Here is a 20,823-nt window from a genome sequence, read left to right as displayed (position 1 = left end):
CTGTCTCGAGTCGTGCTACTCTCCTAGAGACGCCCTTTAATGGCGATCCCGTGAGGTCGCGAAGGTCGTGCCAGTAGGCGATTGCGTATATGCGCGTCGTCCGGCGTGCTCTACCCTCGCACCTGCGGTGTCCAGAGGTAGGAGCCTGCTATGCAACTCACCCAGTCATCTGGTCCAGTGACCGTCCTCGATTCCAAGGCTTTGGAGCGGGCACGGACGAGAATTTGTTACGAAATCGTCGAGCGCAACGAGGGGCTCGACCAGTTGGTCATCGTCGGAATTCGCACCCGTGGTGCGTATCTTGCACGGCGCATGGCTACCAAGCTGTCTTCCCTCGGCGATGTCGACGTTCCTGTCAGCGAGCTCGATATCACCTTGTATCGAGACGACCTCGACCCCAATGAGCACCGCGAGCGCCCGAAAACCCCGGTGCTTTCGGGCAATAACGTTCCTTCAAACTTGGCTGGTAAGACCGTCGTGCTTGTTGACGACGTGCTGTTCACCGGTCGTACCGTCCGGGCGGCCCTTGACGCCTTGGTCGATACCGGACGTCCCGACCGTATTCTGCTGGCGGTCATGGTTGATCGCGGCCACCGAGAGCTTCCGGTCCGCGCTGATTTCGTTGGTAAAAACATCCCCACTTCGTTGGATGAGGCCGTGGACGTCCACGTCACCGAAGTTGATGGCGAAGACTCCGTCACGATTCGAAAGGTGGCTTCCCGATGAGCACCGAGGTTGTTGAAGAGTTCGGCGCCGACTACACCGGACGTCACTTTTTGTCGGTCGAAGACATGTCCAGTGATGACGTCATGCGGATCATCGAGCGTGGTCGGCAATTCAAGGCCGGTGACGCTCCGCGCGTGGAGCCGGGTCACGTCGCTATCAACATGTTCTTCGAGAACTCCACCCGAACGATGACCAGCTTTCAGATGGCTGAGCACCGTCTCGGCATGAAGATCCTCGACTTCGATCCGGGCCACTCCAGCGTCACTAAGGGGGAGAGCCTCTACGACTCGGTGCGCACCGTCGACGCCATTGGCGCCGAGGTTGCCGTCATACGTCACTCCACCAACCACTACTACGATTACCTGCTCGCAACCGGGATGCTCGGCTTGTCGGTCGTCAATGGTGGGGATGGATCTGGTCAACACCCTAGTCAGTGCATGCTGGACCTCATGACTATCGCTGAGGAGTTTGGCCATGTCGACGGTCTAACGGTTGCGATCAGCGGCGATATCGTGCACTCGCGAGTAGCTCGTTCTGATGCTCAGATCCTCACCAGGCTTGGGGCCAACGTTGTCTTTACTGGACCGCGTGAGTGGATGGACCACGACGTCGCCCGACTTGGCACGATGGCGACTCTCGACGAGGTCATTGCTGATGTCGACGTCGCGATGATGCTACGCGTCCAGCACGAGAGATTCGATGCTGGCCCAGACTTCTCTGCAACTGATTACTTGCATACGTTTGGGCTCACAGACGAGCGCGCAGAGCGAATGAAGCCTCATGCGATCATCATGCACCCGGCTCCTGTAAACCGAGGATGTGAAATTTCCGGTCACCTCGTAGAGGCTCCCTCGTCTCGTATTTTTGAGCAGATGGGGAACGGAGTTATGGTGCGAATGGCTATTTTGGAACAGGTGTTGCATGGCAGGGAGACAAAATGAGCCGCCGGGTCCTCCTCACCGGGCTGACTATGCTGGTGGGAGCCACTCCGGTTCCCTCCCAGCTCCTCATCCGTGATGAGCGGATCGAGGCTATTTCACGAGGGCGGTCCAACGCCCTCGACGGGGCCGATGCTGAGGTCGTCGATCTTGGTGGGGCTCTGGTGACTCCCGGGATGGTGGACCTGCACGTTCATCTGCGCGAGCCGGGTCAGGAACATAAGGAGACTATCGCCTCAGGCACTGCGGCGGCCGCCCGAGGCGGCTGGACGACGATCTGTGCGATGCCCAATACTGTTCCTGACCCCCATAGCCCCGAGCTCATGGCCGACCTCAACCGGAGGGTTGAGGAATCGGCCGTGGTGCGGGTGTTACCCATCGCCCCCATCACTGTTGGACTGACGGGCAATGACCTTGTTGACGTTGAGGCCTTGACACGGGCCGGGGCAGTGGCCTTCTCCAATGACGGCAAGGGAGTGCAGCTGGCCGGAGTCATGTACGACGCGATGCGGTCAGCCGCCGCGGTCGACCGTCCGATCGCTGCTCACGCCGAGGACGAGTCCCTGGTGCGGGGCGGGGTGATCAACGACGGACGTCGGGCTAGGGAACTCGGCCTACCTCCCATGACTCGTCTTACCGAGACTGTGCAGGTGGCCCGCGACGTCATGATCGCCGAGGAGACTGGTGCCCACTACCATCTGTGCCACGCCTCGACCCGGCAGTCGATTCGTACTCTGCGTCGGGGCCGTGAGGACGGCGCGAATGTCACCGGTGAGGCGGCTCCGCACCATCTGCTGCTGGCCGACGACGACATCCCCGACGATGATGGGTTCTACAAGATGAATCCGCCGCTGCGCACCCGTGACGACCTCAACGCTATGGTCGAGGGTCTGTGTGACGGGACCTTGACCTGTATCGCCACCGATAACGCCCCGCACGCGGCTGAAGAAAAGGCATGTTCCTTCCGCGATGCCGCTTTTGGGGTCATCACTAACGAGCACACCTTTGCCCTGCTGTACACCAACTTTGTGCTTGACCGGCGGTTCCGACTCGACCAGCTTGTCGACTGGCTCACCATCGGGCCGGCCGAGACCTTCGGGATACCGGAGGCCGGTCGGCTGCGAGTGGGAGGACCGGCCGACCTGGCCGCTTTCGACTTGCGCGCCGAGATGACGATTATTCCCGGGGACGGAGCCGGGATGGGGCGTAACACCCCCTTCGCTGGTCGTTCCGTCCGCGGTGACTGCGTGCTGACGATGGTCGGTGGCCAGACGGTTTACCGTCGCGGCCAGCCGATAGGGAAGACTGACGAGCACGAGATGGGAGACCCGCAGTGAGCAGACGCACCTTGTTATTGGCCGACGGGACAAGCTACCAGGGCGAGGCTTTCGGGGCCGATCGTGAGGTGAGTGCCGAGGTCGTCTTCACTACCGGCATGACCGGCTACCAGGAAACTTTGACCGACCAGTCTTATAACGGACAAATCGTCACCTTCACCTACCCCCTCATTGGCAATTGCGGAATCAACCGTGATGATATGGAGTCGCTATTCCCGACGACCGCCGGGGTCATCTGCCGCGAGGTGCCGCGACTAGCTAGCAACTGGCGCAATCGGCGTAGCCTTGGCGAATTTCTCACCACCCACGGCATCCCTGGTCTGGCTGGGATTGATACTCGTGCTTTGGTGCGTCGGTTGCGCACCGCGGGAGTCATGAAGGGTGTGTTGCTGGCCCCTGACGCTGATCTCGACGTTGAGCTGGGGAAGTTGCGAAACATCCACTTGCCTACCGACCAGATCGCCCAGGTGTCCACCCGCACTGCCTACCCGTCACCCTTGGGCGGGCGCAGTGTGGTGCTCTTCGACTTCGGTCTTAAGCACTCCATCTTGCGGGAGCTGAGCAGGCGAGGTTGTGCCGTGACCGTTGTGCCGTGGAACATCTCAGCCGATCGGGTGCGGGCCCTGGCGCCCGACGGCATCATGCTTTCTAACGGCCCCGGGGACCCGAAGTCCATCCCGGGGGTACAGGATGTGGTGCGAGAACTGCAGGAAGAGTACCCGGTCTTCGGTATTTGCATGGGCCACCAGATCTTTGCTCTGGCTAACGGTGCCGATACCTATAAGCTGCGTTTCGGCCATCGCGGCTTCAACCACCCCGTCCGCGAGCTGTCGACCGGTCGGATCGACTTCACCAGCCAGAACCATGGCTACGCCGTCGATCCCGAATCGGTGGCCGGCACTGAGTTGGAAGTGACCCACATCGAGATTAATGACGAGACCGTCATGGGTGTGCGTCATACCCGACTCGGTTCTTTTTCGGTGCAGTACCACCCCGACGCCGCCGCTGGACCTCACGATGCCGCTCACGTCTTCGACGACTTTGTCGCTCTCATGGACGCCGATCACACTGGAGGCCAGAACTGATGCCCCGCCGTACCGACCTGCACCGCATTCTCGTCATCGGGTCCGGGCCGATCCTCATCGGTCAGGCTGCCGAGTTCGACTATGCCGGTACTCAGGCCTGTCTGGCACTCAAGGAGGAGGGGTACGAGGTCATCCTCGTCAACTCTAATCCCGCCACGATCATGACCGACCGTGACGTCGCCGACAAGGTCTACATCGAGCCGATCACCCTCGAATTCGTCTCTTCAATTTTGCGGCGGGAGCGCCCCGACGCCATCGTCCCCACCCTGGGGGGTCAGACTGGCCTCAATATGGCCACTGAGCTGGCTACGTCCGGTATACTTGATGAGCTTGGCATCGAGTTGCTCGGCACCAAGCTCTCGGCCATCGAGAAGGCCGAAGACCGTGATCTTTTCAAGCAGCTCATGGATGAGCTTGGTCAGCCGGTTCCGGCCTCCGAGGTCGTTCACACCGTTGATGAGGCGGTCAAGGTTGGGAACACCATCGGGTACCCGCTCATCGTCCGTCCCGCATACACCCTCGGTGGCACTGGCGGTGGTATGTGCTGCGATGAGGCCGAACTCGTACGTATCGTCGGGAAGGGACTAGAGCTGTCCCCGGTCTCCGAGTGCCTGGTTGAGCAGTCGATCGCTGGGTACAAGGAGATTGAGTACGAGATGATGCGCGATGGCGCTGACAATACCATGGTGGTCTGCACCATGGAGAACTTTGACCCGGTCGGGGTCCACACCGGCGACTCCATCGTTTTTGCTCCTACCCAAACCCTCACCGACGTCGAACACGAGATGCTGCGCGATGCGTCGATTGAGATCGCTCGGGTGCTTGGGATCGAGGGCGGCTGTAACGTCCAGCTCGCTCTCGATCCGAATTCCTTCCAGTATTACGTCATCGAGGTCAACCCACGAGTTTCGCGCTCCTCAGCCCTGGCCTCAAAGGCCACTGGCTACCCGATCGCCAAGATTGCCGCCAAGATCGCCGTCGGATTGACCCTTGACGAGATCCGCAACCCCGTCACCGGGACGACGTGGTCGATGTTCGAGCCCATGCTTGACTACGTTGTCGCCAAGATCCCACGCTGGCCCTTCGACAAGTTCGCTCGGGCTGATCGTCGTCTAGGCACCCAGATGAAGGCGACTGGTGAGGTCATGGCCTTGGGACGTACCATCGAGGAGTCCCTGCTCAAGGCGGTGCGTTCTCTAGAGATCGGCGTCGACCACTTAGCTCTGCGTGAGGTCGCCGATCTACCTGACGATATCCTTGAAGAGCGGTTGCTGCATGCTCGCGACGACCGTCTGTTTTGCTTGACTGAGGCGATCCGACGCGGACGCACGGTGCAAGAGCTGCACGAACAGACCAGAATTGACGTGTTCTTCCTCGACAAGATCGCCCACATCCTTGACATCGAGGAGAGACTGCGAGCCTGTCCCGAGGATCCGGAGGCGCTGTGGATTGCCAAGCGCAATGGTTTCTCCGACCCGGCCATCGCACGGATTTGGGGCAAAACCCCTGACGAGGTGCGGGTTCATCGGGTCGATAACGGGATTGTGCCGGTGTACAAGATGGTCGATACCTGTGCCGGTGAGTTCGAATCCTCAACCCCATATTTCTACTCGACCTACGAAATGGAGAACGAGTCGAAAAAGTCGCAGCGTCCCAGCATTCTCGTCTTGGGTTCTGGGCCGATCCGTATTGGCCAGGGGATCGAGTTCGACTACGCCACCGTCCACTCCGTCAAGGCCATCCAGGCTGCCGGGTACGAGGCCATCATCATGAACTCGAATCCGGAAACGGTGTCTACCGACTTCTCCATCTCCGACAAGCTGTATTTCGAGCCGTTGACCTTTGAGGACGTCATGAACGTCATCGACCTCGAGCAGCCCGACGGTGTCATCGTCCAGTTCGGTGGTCAGACGGCGATTAACTTGGCCGGACCGCTCTCGGCGGCCGGGGTGCCGATCTTAGGAACCCAGGTGGCCGATCTTGACCGTGCTGAGGACCGGGAAGGATTCGAGTCTCTGCTCGCCGAATTGGGTATTCCGCAAGCCCCAGGTGGCACAGCACGGTCTTCCGAAGAGGCATTTGCAGTTGCTGAGGAACTCGGTTATCCGGTACTGGTGCGCCCCTCATACGTCATCGGTGGGCGTGCCATGGCCATCGTCACGAGTGCTGAGGAACTTAAGCGGTACATGCGTGATGCTGTGCACGCCAGCCCCGACAAGCCGGTGTTGGTGGATCGCTACCTCAATGGTCTGGAGTGTGAGGTCGACGCGATCTGTGACGGTACTGACGTCCTGATCCCCGGCATCATGGAGCACATCGAGCGCGCAGGTGTGCACTCCGGTGACTCGATGGCCGTCTACCCGCCGCAGCGGATGAGCCAGCAGGTTGCCGACCGGATTATTGAGGTGACGACGAAGCTGGCTAAAGGCCTTAAGACTAAGGGTATTCTCAACATCCAGTTTGTCGTTGCCGATGATCCGGCGACCGGTGAGGAGACGGTCTACGTCATTGAGGCTAACCCGAGAGCCTCGCGTACCGTGCCCTTCCTATCGAAGGTAACTGGGGTGTCGATGGCTGAGGTAGCCACCCGAATCATCCTCGGCGAGACCCTCGCCGACTTGGGATTGCATCCTGGCCTATTGCCGTTCTCGAGGCGCATCCACGTCAAGTCCCCGGTATTCAGTTTCTCGAAACTCGATCTCGTTGATTCCCACCTTGGCCCGGAGATGAAGTCGACCGGTGAGGTCATGGGATCCGACGACACCGTCGAAAAGGCGCTGTACAAGGTGTTCGAGGCAGCGAACCTACATGTTCCCGAATATGGCAAGATCCTCATCACAGTGGCCGATGACGCCAAGCCAGAGGCACTTCAGCTGGCTCGTCGCTTCGATCGGATTGGGTTCCAGCTCGTGGGAACGATGGGTACTGCTCGCTTCTTTGACGAGGGCGGTTTAAGCATCGATGTTGCTGAGAAGATTGGGTCAGGGGAGGCTGGATCGACGGAATCCGTCCTCGACCTCATTAGCCGCAACGGCTGCGACGCCGTCATCAATGTCATGGGCAACGGCCAGGACACCATCATCGACGGTAAACAGATTCGCCGCGAAGCCATCGCCCGTGGCATCCCACTTTTCACCTCACTGGATACCGCTGCGGCGATTTGCCGGGTCATGGAATCGCGGGTCTTCTCGACGGAGTCGATCTGATGACAAAGACGACTGGGTTTCGTTGTGGCCCACAGATGATGCGACTTGCCGACCGTCACGAGATTGCCACCGGAATATATTCGGTGCGACTCATCCCTCATGAACCTGTGCCACACGTTGTACCAGGGACTTTTCTTGATCTGTTGCTCGGTGGTGGGCACGTGCTGCGCCGGCCATTGTCTATCGCGGACGCCGATGACGAGGGATACACCCTTATCTTTCGGGTGGTAGGGAAGGGGACCGACGCGCTCTCGGTAAAGCCGATCGGAGCAGAGGTAGACGTCTTGGGTCCGCTCGGTCATGGGTACGACGTTGACGCGGTTCAGCCCGGGGGACGGGCCCTGCTTATTGGTGGAGGAGTTGGGATCCCGCCGCTGTACTTGTTGGGACGGCGACTTGTTGAACGTGGCGTCGAGGTGCAGTTCCGGCTGGGATTCCGTGATCGAAACGACATCTTTTGGGCTGAGCGCTTCGGCCAGCTCGGTGAGGTTCTCGTCTCCACTGGCGACGGGTCGGTCGGGACGAAAGGAACTGTCGCTCAGATTGCCGAGACTGACGAGGCTCGTCGTTTTGTCCCCGATCTCGTGCAGGCCTGCGGGCCTCTCCCCATGCTGAGATGGGTGAAGTCTGTACTGGCGCCGACCGTGCGTACCCAGCTATCTCTGGAGGAGAGAATGGCTTGCGGTGTAGGCGCGTGCTACGCCTGCGTCGTCGGTGATGCCCGAGATCCCGATCACCAGTTTCGGGTGTGCTTCGACGGTCCCGTGCTCGCGGCCGAGGAGGTTCTGCTGTGACTAGATTGGCCGTGTCCCTTCCGGGCCTGAACCTTAAGAACCCGATCATGCCCGCCAGCGGGTGTTTTGGTTTTGGCGCCGAGTACGCGGAGTACTACGACCTGTCGGTGCTTGGGTCGATCATGGTCAAGGCGACCACCCTCGAGCCTCGCCGTGGCAATCCGGTTATTCGGGTGGCTGAAACCCCAGGAGGCATGCTCAACGCCATCGGCCTGCAAAATCCTGGCCTCGACGTCGTCATGGCCGAGAAGCTGCCGTGGTTGGCTGAGCACTTCCCGGACCTGCCCATCATCGCAAACGTCGCCGGTTACACCACCGAGGACTACGTCAGGGTCTGCGAGGTAATCTCGACGGCCCCCAATGTGGCCGCTGTGGAGATTAACATCTCTTGTCCCAACGTCAAGCGCGGTGGAATTACTTTCGGCACTAATGCGACCGCAGCCCATGACCTGACGCAGGCCGTCGTCGCAGCCGCTAGTGTGCCCGTCTACGTCAAGTTGTCGCCCAATGTCACCGACATTACCGAGATCGCGCGTGCGACCGCCGATGCCGGTGCTAACGGTCTAACCCTCATCAACACTCTCACCGGGATGAGGATCAACCTGGCACGACGTACGCCTGTTATTGCTAACGCCACCGGTGGTCTGTCTGGACCAGCCGTTCTGCCTATCGCGGTGAGGATGATTGACGCCGTTACCCGGGTCGTCGACATCCCCGTCATCGGTATGGGCGGCGTGGTGACAAGTGCCGACGCCCTCGAACTCATGATAGCTGGGGCTTCGGCAGTTGGCGTCGGAACCGCTAACTTCACTGATCCGTTGGCCTGTCCCAAGATCATTAACGGTCTTGAGCCGCTCATGGATGACCTAGGCATTGCCAGCCTTGAGGACCTTCGGACTCAGGTTAGGCAGTCTCGTTGATCCGACCACCACTCAAGGAGTTCATATGGATATCACCCGCCCGATCATCGCTCTCGATCTTCCCAGCGCCGAGGCAGCTCTTGACTTCGTAGGTCGATTCGACGGGGAGAACCTTTTCGTCAAAGTCGGCATGGAGTTGTTTTACGCAGCGGGGCCTAGCGTGGTGACCAGCCTCAAGGAGGCCGGGCACAACGTCTTCTGTGACCTCAAGCTTCACGACATTCCCAATACCGTCAAGGGCGCCGCTTCGAGCCTCTCCAAGCTGGGCGCGGACCTACTCACCGTCCATGCAGCCGGTGGTAGGAGCATGATGGAAGCTTCGCTTGAGGGCCTGGGAGATGCCGCCGAGACCACTCGTGTCATCGCCATTACTCAACTCACCTCCACCTCCCCGGAGGCGGTGAAAACTGAGCAGCTAGTGGATGTGCCGCTTGTCGAGTCGGTGCGCAACTACGCCAAGCTCGCCCAGGCTGCTGGACTGGCCGGAGTCGTCTGTTCGGCTCACGAGGCCGCCGATATCGCCTCGGTAACCGGTCCAAACTTCCTGCGCGTCACGCCGGGAATTCGTCCGGCAGGGTCCGCAATAGGGGATCAGTCCAGGGTCGCCACTCCAAGCAACGCCGCCTCGATGGGGTCTTCGGCGATCGTGGTCGGGCGGCCCATTACCAAAGCTGACGACCCGGTAGCTGCTTATCACGCTATTCGCGATGACTGGAATGCCGGACGTAAGGCCTGACGACAACACGACCTGGAGGAAATCACAATGACCGTGAGCAATAACGAGATCGCCCGCGAGTTTGCTGAGCGCCTGCTAGCCATCGAGGCCGTGTCGCTGTCCCCGGATGCCCCGTTCACTTGGGCATCCGGGCTACACTCGCCCATCTACTGCGACAATCGGGTGACCCTTTCGGATCCGCAGACTCGCGATCTCATTGCTGATGGGCTGGCTTCACTTGTTCGCACCAATTTCCATCAGGTCGACGTCGTGGCAGGCACTGCTACTGCCGGCATTGCCCATGCTGCTCTTGCCGCCGATCGGCTTGGCGCACCCATGGCCTATGTGCGCTCTGCTCCAAAGGATCATGGGCGAGGCAACCAGATTGAAGGGCGTATTCCAGCTCATTCGAAGGTCATCATGGTCGAGGACCTCATCTCCACAGGTGGCTCGGTGCTCAAAGCTGCCCAGGCGGTAGAGCGTGAGGGATCGACGGTAGTTGGCGTCCTCGCTCTCTTCTCCTACGAGCTGGAGAAGGGACACCGCGCCTTCGAGAAAGCGGGAGTGCCGCTGTACACCCTGTCGAATTACCCGACTCTGATCGAGGTGGCTGCCGAGTCTGGGCGGATCACATCCGAGCAGCAGGCGACTTTGGCGACGTGGTCGTCGGATCCACAAGCCTGGTCGGACGCGCACTGATGAGCCCGCTGGCGTTCTTGACCCGCTGACGGAATCTCGTCTCCGGGTGGCGAATCCTCGCGATCTCGTTGGCGAATCCGCGTGGATTCCTGGAGCAGGTGCCGGGCAGGGCCCTTGCCATCGACGACGTGCAGCGTGTTCCGGCCCTGGCCCTGAAAGCCGCCACCAAACGCTGATCACAGAGGCGGTTCGCGGCTATCGGGTCGGCCGAACTGTTCGGGTGTCAGAGGTGTCGGACACACTAGCTGGTTGGGTGGCAGTGGCGTTTTTGCCCTGCACGTCGAGCAGTTGTGGTCATGCGCCGACCACATGGAACCTTGGTGGTGGCCCGGTCCGTTCGCTATGAGACCACGGTGAGAGGTGCGTGACCACGGAACGGGATCACACCCATTGCCGGGCGATCGCGACGGTTTGGTCGACGTATCCGCCGCCGAAGAGCCAGCAGTGCACAATGAGCATATGGAGTTGGTGCAGCCCGATTCGGTCCTCCCAACCGTCAGCCAGCGGCGATTCCTCGTTGTAGGCGGCCCGGATTCGCTCGGCGAATGGGGCACCGAATACCGACAGGGCCGCGAGATCTTCTTCGGCGTGACCACCCTGAGCGGCAGGGTCAATGAGGACGACACCGTCGGGGGTCCACATGAGGTTGCCAGCCCACATGTCCCCGTGGGTGCGAGCTGCAGGGCAGGTGACTAACGCCGGCTCATCGTGATCAAGCGCCCCGCTTGCCAGTCGGTCGACGAACTTGGACATGAGCGCGCGAGCGTCAGCGTCGAGACTGTCCATATATGGTTCGATGCGGTACTGAGCGTAAAACTCTCCCCAGGAGGAGATTGGTTCGGACGGCAGGGGCAGGGGAGCACGGCCGATATACCCATCGTCGGGAACAAACCCGTCAGGTGCAGCCCCCAGGTGTGAGGCCCCGGCTGCGTGGGTGTGAGCCAGTCGGCGGCCAAAGTCCTCGGCTGCCTCGCGGGTGGGATGCACAGTGGACAATTCGGGTTCGGTGAGCCATCCCTTGCCGTGGTCGAGCACCTCGACGATGCCGGCCCCATCTGGCCGGGCAGCGGCGAGCCACATTAGTCCGGCGACCTCGTAGTCAATGGCGTTCTTGTGGTGGTCGGTCTTGCGGAAGGTCATGGATCCCACGGTAGACGCGTAGGATGCAGCCGAAACCACCTCGTCCATCAGGAGTCTCGTGTCTGCCGCTGATCACCTCATGACAGTCCATCTAGTGTCGATGGGCTGCGCCCGCAACGACGTTGACTCTGAGGAGCTTGCGGCCCGGATGGAGGCTGGTGGGTTCCGCCTCGTCGACGACCCCGCCGAGGCGGAGACCGTCGTCGTTAATACCTGTGGCTTCATCGAGCAGGCCAAGAAGGACTCCGTTGATACTTTGCTGGCTGCTGCCGATCTCAGGGGGAATGGCACCACGACCTCAGTCGTTGCGGTCGGGTGCATGGCCGAGCGTTACGGGCGTGAGCTCGCTGAGTCTCTTCCTGAGGCCGACGCGGTGCTGGGTTTCGACGATTACGGCGACATCGCGGGCCGGTTGCGAACCATCTTGGACGGCGGATCGCTTGAGACCCATGTTCCCCGTGACCGACGTACCCTGTTGCCGATTAGTCCGGTCGATCGACCAATCGCACGCGCTGAGGTTTCTGTTCCCGGGCACGGCACGGCCCCCGACCTTCCGGCCTCCGTGGCTCCGGAGTCCGGTCCCCGACCCACCCGGCGGCGGCTCGGGACAGGGCCCAGTGCACCGCTGAAGATGGCTTCGGGTTGTGACCGTCGTTGCGCGTTCTGTGCTATCCCGCGTTTTCGCGGCTCTTACCTTTCCCGCCCGATCGCAGAAATCGTCGAGGAGGCTCGTTGGTTGGTGGACCACGGTGTCAAGGAAGTATTCCTCGTCAGCGAGAATTCCAGCTCCTACGGTAAGGATCTAAGAGATCTCAGGCTGTTGGAGAAGTTGCTCGTCACCCTTGATCAGGTTGATGGTCTGGAATGGATCCGGGTGTCTTATTTACAGCCAGCAGAGCTGCGACCAGGGCTTATTGACACGATATTGGCCGCGGACAAGGTCGTGCCCTATTTCGATCTGTCCTTCCAACATGCGTCGGGGCCGGTGCTGCGTAGCATGCGTCGATTCGGTGACGCCGAATCATTCCTCAACATCATTGATTCCATCCGTTCTCGCTGCCCGGAGGCCGGGTTTAGGTCGAACTTCATTACCGGCTTCCCTGGTGAGACCGATGCGGACGTCGCGGTTCTGGCTGACTTTTTACAGCGCGCCCGCCTCGATGTTGCCGGCATCTTCGCTTACTCCGACGAGGAGGGCACCGAGGCCGCCGGACTTGACGGACACGTAGACGAGGACGTCATCACTGCTCGCCGCGAAGACCTCGCTGATCTGACCGACGAACTCGTTTCCCAGCGTGCTGAGGACCGGATTGGAACCCGGGGGCGGGTGATGGTCGAGGAGATCGATGAGGCTGTTATTGGCAGGGCCGAACATCAGGGGCCAGAAGTCGATGGCTGCGTCACCCTGGTCGACGCAGCCGCAGTGAGCGTGGGGGATATCGTCGACGTCGAATTTGTCGGTTCTGACGGTGTTGATCTCGTCGCGCTGCCTGCGAATGTCTAAGCCTCGCGACTAGCCGTCGATCTCAGCGCGCTGCCAAAGAGTGATCAATCCGAGTCCTTTCCAGGGTGGTGAGTCGCATGAGGCATCGTCACGCGACATACTGAGCCTATGGCCACGAAGAAGGACCGTCCCAGCAGCATCAACGTTCCCAATGCGCTGACCTTGCTGAGGGTTGTTGCGGTTCCCATCTTCGGATGGATGCTGTTAGCCCATGCCCACGAAGGCGGCTGGCGGACGGCGACGACGATCGTTTTCATGGTGGCGATCCTCACCGACTTCGTCGATGGCAAGGTTGCTCGTAAATACAACCTCGTCACCAACTTCGGCAAGATCGGTGATTCGATTGCTGACAAAGCACTGACCGGCATGGCCTTTATCGGCTTCTCGATTATCGGCGAGCTCCCGTGGTGGATGACGATCATCATCCTGTTGCGTGAATGGGGCATCACCGTCATGCGAATGAAGATGCTCAAGTACGAGGTGATGGCGGCTAACAAGGGCGGCAAACTCAAAACGGCCATGCAGTCGCTGGCGATTACGCTGTTCTGCCTGGGCTTGTGGCGCATGCCTATTTTTGTCTACGTCATCGCCTGGGCGGTCATGATCATTGCTTTCGTCCTCACAGTGATTACCGGCCTGGTGTACATCCGCGACGTCATTCACATTCGTAACCGCGCAAAGATGACCGAGTCCAGGCCGGCCCGGAAGCGCACGCTCAAATGACTGGCAATGAAGGAGCCCGTCGGCTTATTGCGGTGCTTTCTGAGCACGGACTGACGGCCGCGACCTGCGAATCTCTAACGGCTGGTCTTGTCGCTGCGACGATTACCACCGTTCCGGGGGCATCAACAGTGTTTCGTGGCGGCCTGGTCACCTATGCCAGCGAGCTCAAATCTACCTTGGCAAGGGTAGACGCACAGTGGATAGCGGAGAACGGCGTGATCAACTCCATTACTGCCGCCCAGATGGCCATGGGGTGTCGCAAGGTTTGCGGCGCTGATGTCGGGATGGCATGTACCGGAGTTGCTGGGCCTGATCCCCAGGACGGCGAAGAGGCTGGGACTGTGTTTATCGCGGTGGTCTACCGCGGGGCCCCGGTCGTTAAACGTCTCCAACTTGAGGGTTCACGCGAGGAGATTCGGTGCGGCACAGTGGAGCGTCTCCTCGATTTGGGATGTGAGGTTGTTCGCGGTTCGGAAGGCTGAGGACGCGTATCTCAAGCAAGAAGTGAAAAATTCCGCGGTGTGGGGAATGTTTCATGAGGGCGATGCGTTGTCATGGATGAACCACCTAGGAGGAGATACCCATGAAATCAACTCTGTTGCGTGAAATGCTCGGCGAGTCTCTGCGGGAGCAGAGGTTCGCACAGGGGCGAACCCTGCGTGAGGTGTCTTCTGCCGCACGCGTGTCCCTTGGATACCTGTCGGAGGTGGAGCGAGGCCAGAAAGAAGCTTCTAGCGAGCTTATCTCGGCCATCTGTACTGCTCTGGATCTTCCCCAGTCCGATCTCATGCGCATTGTCAGTGACAAGATGCTCAAGAACGAAGACGCCCCGGAACATCGCATCACTGTTGCGGCTTGAACGTACCAAGCTTGTCAGGTTCCCGGTCCCGGGGGCCGGGAACGTCTACATTTAGACAAGACAGCGGATAGTTAGCGCCCTAGCGGGTGGCTGAGGGGCCGTCAGTCGATAGGCGCGTGGACGATTCGAATCGCGATACCAAGCGCGCGCAGCCGGGCTAGTTCTTCGGGGTCAGCAGAGTCGTCTGTAATGAGGAGGTCGACGTCCTTGGCCTCAGCCAGCTTGGCGAGGGTTACTCGACCGATTTTCGACCCATCGACAGCCGCAATAATGTGTGCTGCCCGTTTGATCATGGTGTGGTTAGTAGCTGCCTCGATACCGTCATGAGTCGTCAGACCACCCTCGGCGCTCATGCCGTCGCAGCCGACGATGGCTGTTCCGACATTGACCTGTTTGAAGGTGGATTCGGCCAAGGAACCGACGAGCTCGAGGGAAGATGGTCGCAGAACCCCACCAGTAATCAGGACCCTTTGCTGGCCCTGACTAGCAGCTTCGAGGGCAATGCTGACAGAGTTTGTGATGAGGGTCAGGTCGTGGCGATGATGCAGGGCCCGGACGATTTCGGTTGTCGTGGTTCCGCCGGTCAGACCAATAGCGTGACGTCCGATCGGCAGCTCGGAAGCTACGGCGTGGGCGATGGCTTCTTTGGCGCGACGACGGCGACCGTCCCGTAGATTGACGGGTAGTTCAGCGCCAGTTCCGGCGCGACGCGCAGTTCCGTGTGAACGAATAAGCAAGCCTTGCTCGGCCAAGGAGACGACATCGCGCCGAATCGTGGCCGCGCTGGCCCCCAAGGCTGATGCCATGTCGCGGAGGGGAACCTCGTCGCGATCCCGTAGCATAGCCAAAATGGCCACCATGCGATCATTGCGGCGAGAAGACGTCGAATGGGCGTCCGATGGCATTGTCCCCTCCCAGTTCGCCTGACGGGCTTGTGTGACATTGTGAGCGTTTCTGCGCTGATCCTACCGTGCTGGTAGCAGTGATGGGAGCAAGGGTGCAGCATAGTTGACATCGTTTGTGGCCCCCATCACGTGATGCTCGATAATGGAAGCGTGATACGACAGGTATGCCGTGTCGTAGTCTGTTGCGCCGATTCCCCGGCGTTCCGATCAGGTAGGGCCACACCGGTGAGCACAGTAACGGCGTTTCTTGGCGATCACTATTGCCCCCTCGTGGTGCTCGTGATGGCTTTGGAAGTACATATGGTGGGGATGGGCAGGGCCCGGTTGCGCGAAAGCGCATAGGCTTGGACTATGACGGAGACCCAATTGTGGACGCGGTTAGCTGAGGTGCTTGGCGACGACTACTGCCGCATTTGGGCTGCGCAGCAGGCGGTTCCGGGTCTTGACTCGCGGACCGTACAGGAAGCGTTGGCCGATAGAGTCGACGCTAAGATGATCTGGCGGGCGTGTTGGAAAACCTTAGAGCTGTCCGATTCCTTGCGGTGATCTGGAGGTGTAGCGGTCAGCTACGGCGACATGGTTGCGGAGCCGAACAGCAGCGGAACAAAACCGGAACATGGCGTGCTCGATAGTCGTCGGTGGTATTTGGGAGGGTTGTCCACAGCTGAGCGGACGGGCACGTTGGCAAGTTATCCACAGGTACAAAATTGCCTGACGAATTGTCCGACTCCGCTCCTACAGTTTGGGTGATGGCTCCGGGAGCCCGGTGGGGTTCCCTCATCGCCACATATGACCAACGTCGCGGCGGTGCCGCGCGTCAAATGGGGCGGGAGACCGCCTTCGAGGAAGGAACGACATGGCAGCGACCGCTGACCGCGAAAAGGCCCTTGCCACGGCCTTGCAGCAGATCGAGAAGCAGCACGGCAAAGGCTCTATCATGCGCCTTGGCGAGCAGGAGACCGTTAAGATCGCCGCTATCCCCACGGGCTCGGTGGCCCTCGACGTCGCGTTGGGTGTCGGAGGCCTCCCACGTGGCAGGATCGTGGAGATCTATGGTCCCGAATCCTCTGGCAAGACGACGGTGGCTTTGCACGCAATCGCTAATGCCCAGGCTGAAGGCGGCATCTGTGCCTTTATTGACGCCGAGCACGCTCTCGACCCGGAATACGCACGCAAACTCGGGGTCGATACAGATTCCCTGCTGGTGAGCCAGCCTGACAATGGTGAGCAGGCTCTCGAGATTGCTGACACCCTCGTCCGCTCGGGTGCCTTGGAGCTCGTCGTTGTTGACTCGGTGGCCGCTCTGACCCCGAAGGCTGAGATCGAGGGCGAGATGGGTGATTCCCATGTTGGTTTGCAGGCCCGCCTTATGAGCCAGGCCCTGCGCAAGATGACCGGTGCGTTAAATGCGGCCGGTACCACTGCCATCTTCATTAATCAGCTGCGCGAGAAGATCGGTGTCATGTTTGGCTCCCCGGAGACAACGACAGGTGGTCGCGCCCTCAAGTTCTACTCGTCCGTGCGCCTCGACGTGCGGCGTGTCGAAACTCTTAAAGACGGATCAGAGATGGTCGGTAACCGCACTCGTGTCAAGGTTGCCAAGAACAAGGTCGCCCCACCTTTTAAGCAGGCAGAGTTTGACATCCTCTACGGACAGGGCATTTCTCGCGAGGGAAGCCTCATCGACATGGGCGTAGATTGCGGCATCATCACCAAATCCGGTTCGTGGTTCAGCTACAACAATGAGCAGTTGGGTCAGGGTAAGGAGAACGTCCGAAAGTTCCTCAAAGGTAACCCGGATGTTGCCAATGAGATTGAGGACAAGATCCTGACTCACCTCGGCCTGCGCGAAGCCGAGGTTCCTGAGGGTGTCGATCCCCGAACTGGCGAGGTGGAATTCTGAGTCGCCGACGCCAGGATCCGCAGCCAGAGCTGACTGATGACCAGTGGTATGAGGAAGCTCGGGAGATCTGCCTCAAGCGACTGGATCGTCGGGCTAACACCCGCGGTGAGCTCGCGGACGTCCTCGATTCCAAAGGGGTGCCCGAACCTGTGCGTGAGGCGGTCCTCGATCGCCTCACCGAGGTGGGGCTTATTGACGACGCTGACTTTGCGAACCGCTGGGCGGCATCTCGACATGGGATGAGAGGATTATCACGTAGAGCCGTGGCTGCCGAGCTGTCTCGTAAGGGGGTCGACTCTCAAATCATCGAGGATGCGACGTCTCAGATCACCGACGCTGACGAACTCGATGCCGCCACGGAACTGGCGATAACCAAACTGCGTGCAGGACGCGGAATTGAAGAAGCTCGGCTGACCCGACGAGTCCTTGGGACGCTGGCCCGTAAAGGGTACGGTCCCCATATTGCGTGGGCTGCCATTCGTGCGGCACGTGATGAGCTCGGTGAGGAGCCCCCCGAGGCCCCGACGACTGGGCTGTTCGACTAAAGTCGTATCGTTTACCGCTTACCTCGTGTCTGACGATCCTCGTACCGGGCACGGTGAGGGCGACGATGCAGATCCGAGTCAGGATGTGAGAGAGGACAGGGCCATGCTCATCGCACTCATCGCAGTGTCGGTGCTCGCAGTAGCAGCTATTATCGGCTCGCTGGCAGACCGTCGAGCCATTGGCAGAAGGGCGGAGCGAGCGGAGTCAGAGCGCGACGTCAAGGCCTTGGAGCTCTCCCGAAGTCAAGAACGGTTGTCCCGGGCAAGTCAAGATCTCGCCGATAGCCGCAAGGATGTCGCTAAGGCTCGAGCGGAGCTCGAGTCCAGCCGCACCCGGGCCTCCGATGAAGCTCGCCGTGCCGACCATGCTGATCAAGCCCGGCGTAGCGCCGAGGCCCTCTTAGAGATTAATCGTCGCTCCGTTGAAGAACTGACCGAACGCGATCACCGGCTGCAAGAAGCTCGCCGCCATCTCGAAGAGGGGCTCGACAAGATCGAGCAGGACCGGTTGGAGCTAGCCGAACGTAGTTCACAACTTGATGAGCGTGATGCCGAGCTTGATCGACGTCATGGTCAGATCGTTACCGAATTGGAACGGGCCGCCGGGATGTCCCTCGATGAGGCCCGCGATGAGCTCGTTGAGCATCTGGGACGGGAGGCTCGCGTTTTCGCCGAAAACAGTGCCCGTGCCATCGTCACCGAAGCGACGGCGTCGGCTGAGGCTAAGGCTCGCCATATCGTGGCGGAGGTTATCCAGCGGTGTTCTTCCGAGATGGTTGCTGACACCGTCGTCAGTGTCGTGCCGTTGCCTAGCAACGAGATGAAAGGCCGAGTCATTGGTCGAGAAGGTCGCAATATTCGCACCTTTGAGCAAGTCACTGGAGTGACCGTCATCATTGATGACACCCCGGAAATCGTGCTATTGAGTTGCTTCGATCCAATGCGACGTGAGGTGGCTCGGCAGGCTCTCACCGATTTGGTCGAGGACGGGCGAATTCACCCCATCAGTATCGAAAGAGCCCATCAACGAGCGGTCGACCGCATCGAGGACATGTGCCTTGACGCTGCCGCTGACGCTCTGTCGAAGGCGGGAATTGACGATATTGATGACCGTCTGCTGCCGATCCTCGGCTCATTGAGATTCCGGACCTCCTATGGTCAGCAGGTGCTAGATCACTGCGTCGAGTGCGCTCAGCTGGCAGCCAATCTGGCTGCCGAAATTGGAGCTGATATCGAGATCTGCCGTCGGGCTGCGTTTTTACACGACCTCGGCAAGTCCCTCACTCCAGGTGTCGAGGGAAGTAGTCATGCTGCTATTGGTGCCGAGCTAGCACGTCGTTATGGTGAATCGGAGGAGGTTATTCACGCTATCGCTGCTCATCACGACGAGATTGATCCGGTGAGTGTCACTGACTTCATCGTCAAGGCCGCGGATGCTATCTCTGCTGCTCGGCCTGGGGCTCGACGTGAGTCCCTCGAAGCCCACGTTCGGCGGATGGACACCATCGAAGAGATGGCTACCAGCTTTCCCGGGGTCGTGCGCGCGTTTGCGCTGCAAGCAGGGCGTGAGGTGCAGATTCTTGTCGACCCGGGCGCCGTCGACGATCACCAAGCCTCGCGCCTTGCCCGCCAGATCGCCCTTGCAATAGGGGAGCAGGTCACTGTTCCCGGACGGACCCGGGTTACTGTGATCCGTTCGTTCCAGGCAATAGAGACCGTCGGGGACGCGTGAATCCTGCCTTCCCGTCCTTGTCCTTTCGAGCTTCCGCGGGTTAGGCGATGCCCCAGTGCAGTGTGACGTCATTACCGGGCTCCAGTCGAATGACGTCACCGTGGGTCGGGCCCTCATTAAATGCATCTGGGCCGCAGGTCATTGGCTCGATGGCCAGACTGTGGCGGTCGTCTGGAGTGTAGACTTGCACCCAGCTCATCGCGGCGTCGCCCCACAATTCGTGGCTCGTTTCACCGTTGGAGACCCGGATACGCCATGCGGGCGATCCGACGGTTCCGTCTCCTTTCACGGTGTAAGCGGTATCGAAGGTGCGCTGTCCGACCGTGAGACCGTTCAGCGCGTGGATGCTATCCATCTCGCGCATCTGTACTGGTAGCAGCCGATCATCGACCTGTAGCCACGAGGTAAACGGGGCGTCGACTGTCCAGTCGTCGATGGTGCCACCCAGACAGAGATAGGGGTGTGCTGCGTATCCAAACGGCACCGCTGTCGTACCGACATTGCGCGCGGTGACTTCGACAGCTAGACCGGCGTCGCTTAAGCGATGGGTGAGGCGTACGTTAATGGTTCCAGGCCAACCAGGACGAGCCATGATTCGGATCGTTTGAGTCACCGATGTGTCGGTATGCTCCACTAAAGACCAGCGAGACCATGCCACTAGTCCGTGAATAGCGTTGTGGCGATCGACCTCGCTCACGGCCAGCTGCTGCTCCATACCGTCGAAGGTGTAGTGACCGTCACGGATGCGGTTGGGCCAGGGGAGGAGCTGTTGGCCCTGAGACGAGGTCGGCGACTGATCAGCATCGAAGGATTTGACGACGTCTGCTCCCTCATAGCGAAGGCTGCGAAGGGTGGCGCCCTGCTCCGTGACGATGGCCTGCCAAGGGCCATGGGAGATCTCATACTGGGTGCCGGTGGGGAGGATGGCGTCATTGATCATGGCGAAAGACTAGCGCCGTGCGCTTTGCGGGCACGAGTCTTTAAACCCCGGTGTCTACGAATTTCCGGTGGTGACGCTATTGTTGATGGCGTAACGGTGCCCAGTGAAGGGTCCGTCAGCGTCATCGGTCGTTTCGCTCTGGCGAGAAGAAA

The 20,823-nt window shown here is 60.1% G+C and carries 21 protein-coding genes; 17 read left to right on the top strand and 4 right to left on the bottom strand.

What is annotated here, in order from left to right:
• Positions 1–150: 150 nt before the first annotated feature.
• From pyrR to pyrE, 9 genes are read left to right on the top strand one after another with little or no spacing between them, the layout of a single operon-like run.
• The gene (gene pyrR, locus LRP59_RS06555) at positions 151–726 is read left to right on the top strand and encodes a bifunctional pyr operon transcriptional regulator/uracil phosphoribosyltransferase PyrR (RefSeq protein ID WP_002513722.1); all 576 of its coding nucleotides are present in this window, start codon (positions 151–153) and stop codon (positions 724–726) included.
• Positions 723–1,667, top strand: coding sequence for an aspartate carbamoyltransferase catalytic subunit (locus tag LRP59_RS06550; protein ID WP_002513721.1), 945 nt, complete (start codon positions 723–725; stop codon positions 1,665–1,667). The genes pyrR and LRP59_RS06550 overlap by 4 nt, the downstream gene beginning before the upstream one ends.
• Positions 1,664–3,001: a dihydroorotase gene (locus tag LRP59_RS06545; RefSeq protein WP_002513720.1), complete on the top strand. Its 1,338-nt coding sequence runs from the start codon at positions 1,664–1,666 to the stop codon at positions 2,999–3,001. Before LRP59_RS06550 ends, LRP59_RS06545 begins: the two co-directional genes overlap by 4 nt.
• Positions 2,998–4,086: a carbamoyl phosphate synthase small subunit gene (locus tag LRP59_RS06540; protein WP_002513719.1), complete on the top strand. Its 1,089-nt coding sequence runs from the start codon at positions 2,998–3,000 to the stop codon at positions 4,084–4,086. The genes LRP59_RS06545 and LRP59_RS06540 overlap by 4 nt, the downstream gene beginning before the upstream one ends.
• Complete coding sequence (gene carB, locus LRP59_RS06535) at positions 4,086–7,292, top strand: carbamoyl-phosphate synthase large subunit (protein ID WP_002513718.1); 3,207 nt, start codon at positions 4,086–4,088, stop codon at positions 7,290–7,292. Before LRP59_RS06540 ends, carB begins: the two co-directional genes overlap by 1 nt.
• Positions 7,292–8,086 (top strand): dihydroorotate dehydrogenase electron transfer subunit, encoded by a 795-nt coding sequence (locus tag LRP59_RS06530; RefSeq protein WP_002513717.1) that lies wholly within the window; start codon positions 7,292–7,294, stop codon positions 8,084–8,086. The genes carB and LRP59_RS06530 overlap by 1 nt, the downstream gene beginning before the upstream one ends.
• Entirely contained in the window at positions 8,083–9,006 is a 924-nt protein-coding gene (locus LRP59_RS06525) for a dihydroorotate dehydrogenase (protein ID WP_002513716.1), read from the top strand. The genes LRP59_RS06530 and LRP59_RS06525 overlap by 4 nt, the downstream gene beginning before the upstream one ends.
• 25 nt (positions 9,007–9,031) lie before the next feature.
• Positions 9,032–9,742 carry an orotidine-5'-phosphate decarboxylase gene (pyrF, locus tag LRP59_RS06520; protein ID WP_002513715.1) on the top strand — a complete coding sequence of 237 codons (711 nt, stop codon included), beginning with the start codon at positions 9,032–9,034 and terminating at the stop codon, positions 9,740–9,742.
• Between the two features lie 27 nt (positions 9,743–9,769).
• Complete coding sequence (pyrE, locus tag LRP59_RS06515; RefSeq protein ID WP_002513714.1) at positions 9,770–10,420, top strand: orotate phosphoribosyltransferase; 651 nt, start codon at positions 9,770–9,772, stop codon at positions 10,418–10,420.
• A 381-nt stretch (positions 10,421–10,801) separates the two neighbouring features.
• Here pyrE and LRP59_RS06510 read toward each other — a convergent pair whose 3' ends face one another.
• Positions 10,802–11,608, bottom strand: coding sequence for a fructosamine kinase family protein (locus tag LRP59_RS06510; RefSeq protein WP_002513713.1), 807 nt, complete (start codon positions 11,606–11,608; stop codon positions 10,802–10,804).
• 31 nt (positions 11,609–11,639) lie between these two features.
• Here LRP59_RS06510 and rimO point away from each other — a divergent pair, with 31 nt between their 5' ends.
• The 4 genes from rimO (at position 11,640) to LRP59_RS06490 (ending at position 14,646) form a co-directional block, all read left to right on the top strand.
• A complete protein-coding gene (gene rimO / locus LRP59_RS06505; RefSeq protein WP_002521706.1) occupies positions 11,640–13,064 on the top strand; it encodes a 30S ribosomal protein S12 methylthiotransferase RimO in 1,425 nt (474 codons plus the stop codon).
• Positions 13,065–13,172: 108 nt separating this feature from the next.
• Complete coding sequence (gene pgsA / locus LRP59_RS06500) at positions 13,173–13,787, top strand: CDP-diacylglycerol--glycerol-3-phosphate 3-phosphatidyltransferase (protein ID WP_148378332.1); 615 nt, start codon at positions 13,173–13,175, stop codon at positions 13,785–13,787.
• Positions 13,784–14,269, top strand: coding sequence for a CinA family protein (locus LRP59_RS06495; protein WP_002513710.1), 486 nt, complete (start codon positions 13,784–13,786; stop codon positions 14,267–14,269). The genes pgsA and LRP59_RS06495 overlap by 4 nt, the downstream gene beginning before the upstream one ends.
• Positions 14,270–14,370: 101 nt before the next feature.
• On the top strand, positions 14,371–14,646 hold the full coding sequence (locus LRP59_RS06490) for a helix-turn-helix domain-containing protein (RefSeq protein WP_002513709.1): 276 nt from the start codon (positions 14,371–14,373) through the stop codon (positions 14,644–14,646).
• Positions 14,647–14,747: 101 nt separating this feature from the next.
• Here the strand turns inward: LRP59_RS06490 and LRP59_RS06485 are convergent, their stop codons facing one another.
• Positions 14,748–15,506, bottom strand: coding sequence for a DeoR/GlpR family DNA-binding transcription regulator (locus tag LRP59_RS06485; RefSeq protein ID WP_002517774.1), 759 nt, complete (start codon positions 15,504–15,506; stop codon positions 14,748–14,750).
• 396 nt (positions 15,507–15,902) lie between these two features.
• Here LRP59_RS06485 and LRP59_RS06480 point away from each other — a divergent pair, with 396 nt between their 5' ends.
• Positions 15,903–16,097: a DUF3046 domain-containing protein gene (locus LRP59_RS06480; RefSeq protein ID WP_002532130.1), complete on the top strand. Its 195-nt coding sequence runs from the start codon at positions 15,903–15,905 to the stop codon at positions 16,095–16,097.
• Here the strand turns inward: LRP59_RS06480 and LRP59_RS06475 are convergent.
• Positions 16,071–16,256 carry a hypothetical protein gene (locus LRP59_RS06475; RefSeq protein WP_002532826.1) on the bottom strand — a complete coding sequence of 62 codons (186 nt, stop codon included), beginning with the start codon at positions 16,254–16,256 and terminating at the stop codon, positions 16,071–16,073. The genes LRP59_RS06480 and LRP59_RS06475 overlap by 27 nt on opposite strands.
• 151 nt (positions 16,257–16,407) lie before the next feature.
• Here LRP59_RS06475 and recA point away from each other — a divergent pair, with 151 nt between their 5' ends.
• The 3 genes from recA to rny are packed head-to-tail and all read left to right on the top strand — an operon-like array spanning position 16,408 to position 19,731.
• A complete protein-coding gene (gene recA / locus LRP59_RS06470) occupies positions 16,408–17,454 on the top strand; it encodes a recombinase RecA (protein ID WP_002513706.1) in 1,047 nt (348 codons plus the stop codon).
• On the top strand, positions 17,451–17,999 hold the full coding sequence (recX, locus tag LRP59_RS06465) for a recombination regulator RecX (protein WP_074025685.1): 549 nt from the start codon (positions 17,451–17,453) through the stop codon (positions 17,997–17,999). Before recA ends, recX begins: the two co-directional genes overlap by 4 nt.
• A 25-nt stretch (positions 18,000–18,024) precedes the next feature.
• The gene (gene rny, locus LRP59_RS06460) at positions 18,025–19,731 is read left to right on the top strand and encodes a ribonuclease Y (RefSeq protein ID WP_002513704.1); all 1,707 of its coding nucleotides are present in this window, start codon (positions 18,025–18,027) and stop codon (positions 19,729–19,731) included.
• Between the two features lie 40 nt (positions 19,732–19,771).
• Here rny and LRP59_RS06455 read toward each other — a convergent pair whose 3' ends face one another.
• On the bottom strand, positions 19,772–20,671 hold the full coding sequence (locus LRP59_RS06455) for an aldose 1-epimerase family protein (RefSeq protein WP_002513703.1): 900 nt from the start codon (positions 20,669–20,671) through the stop codon (positions 19,772–19,774).
• Positions 20,672–20,823: the final 152 nt, after the last annotated feature.

It is taken from the genome of Cutibacterium sp. 37298 (assembly GCF_023838685.1).
Classification (GTDB): Bacteria; Actinomycetota; Actinomycetes; order Propionibacteriales; family Propionibacteriaceae; genus Cutibacterium; species Cutibacterium acnes.
The sequence above is the reverse complement of the archived record's forward strand: the minus strand, read 5'-3'. Positions and strand labels throughout refer to the sequence as shown.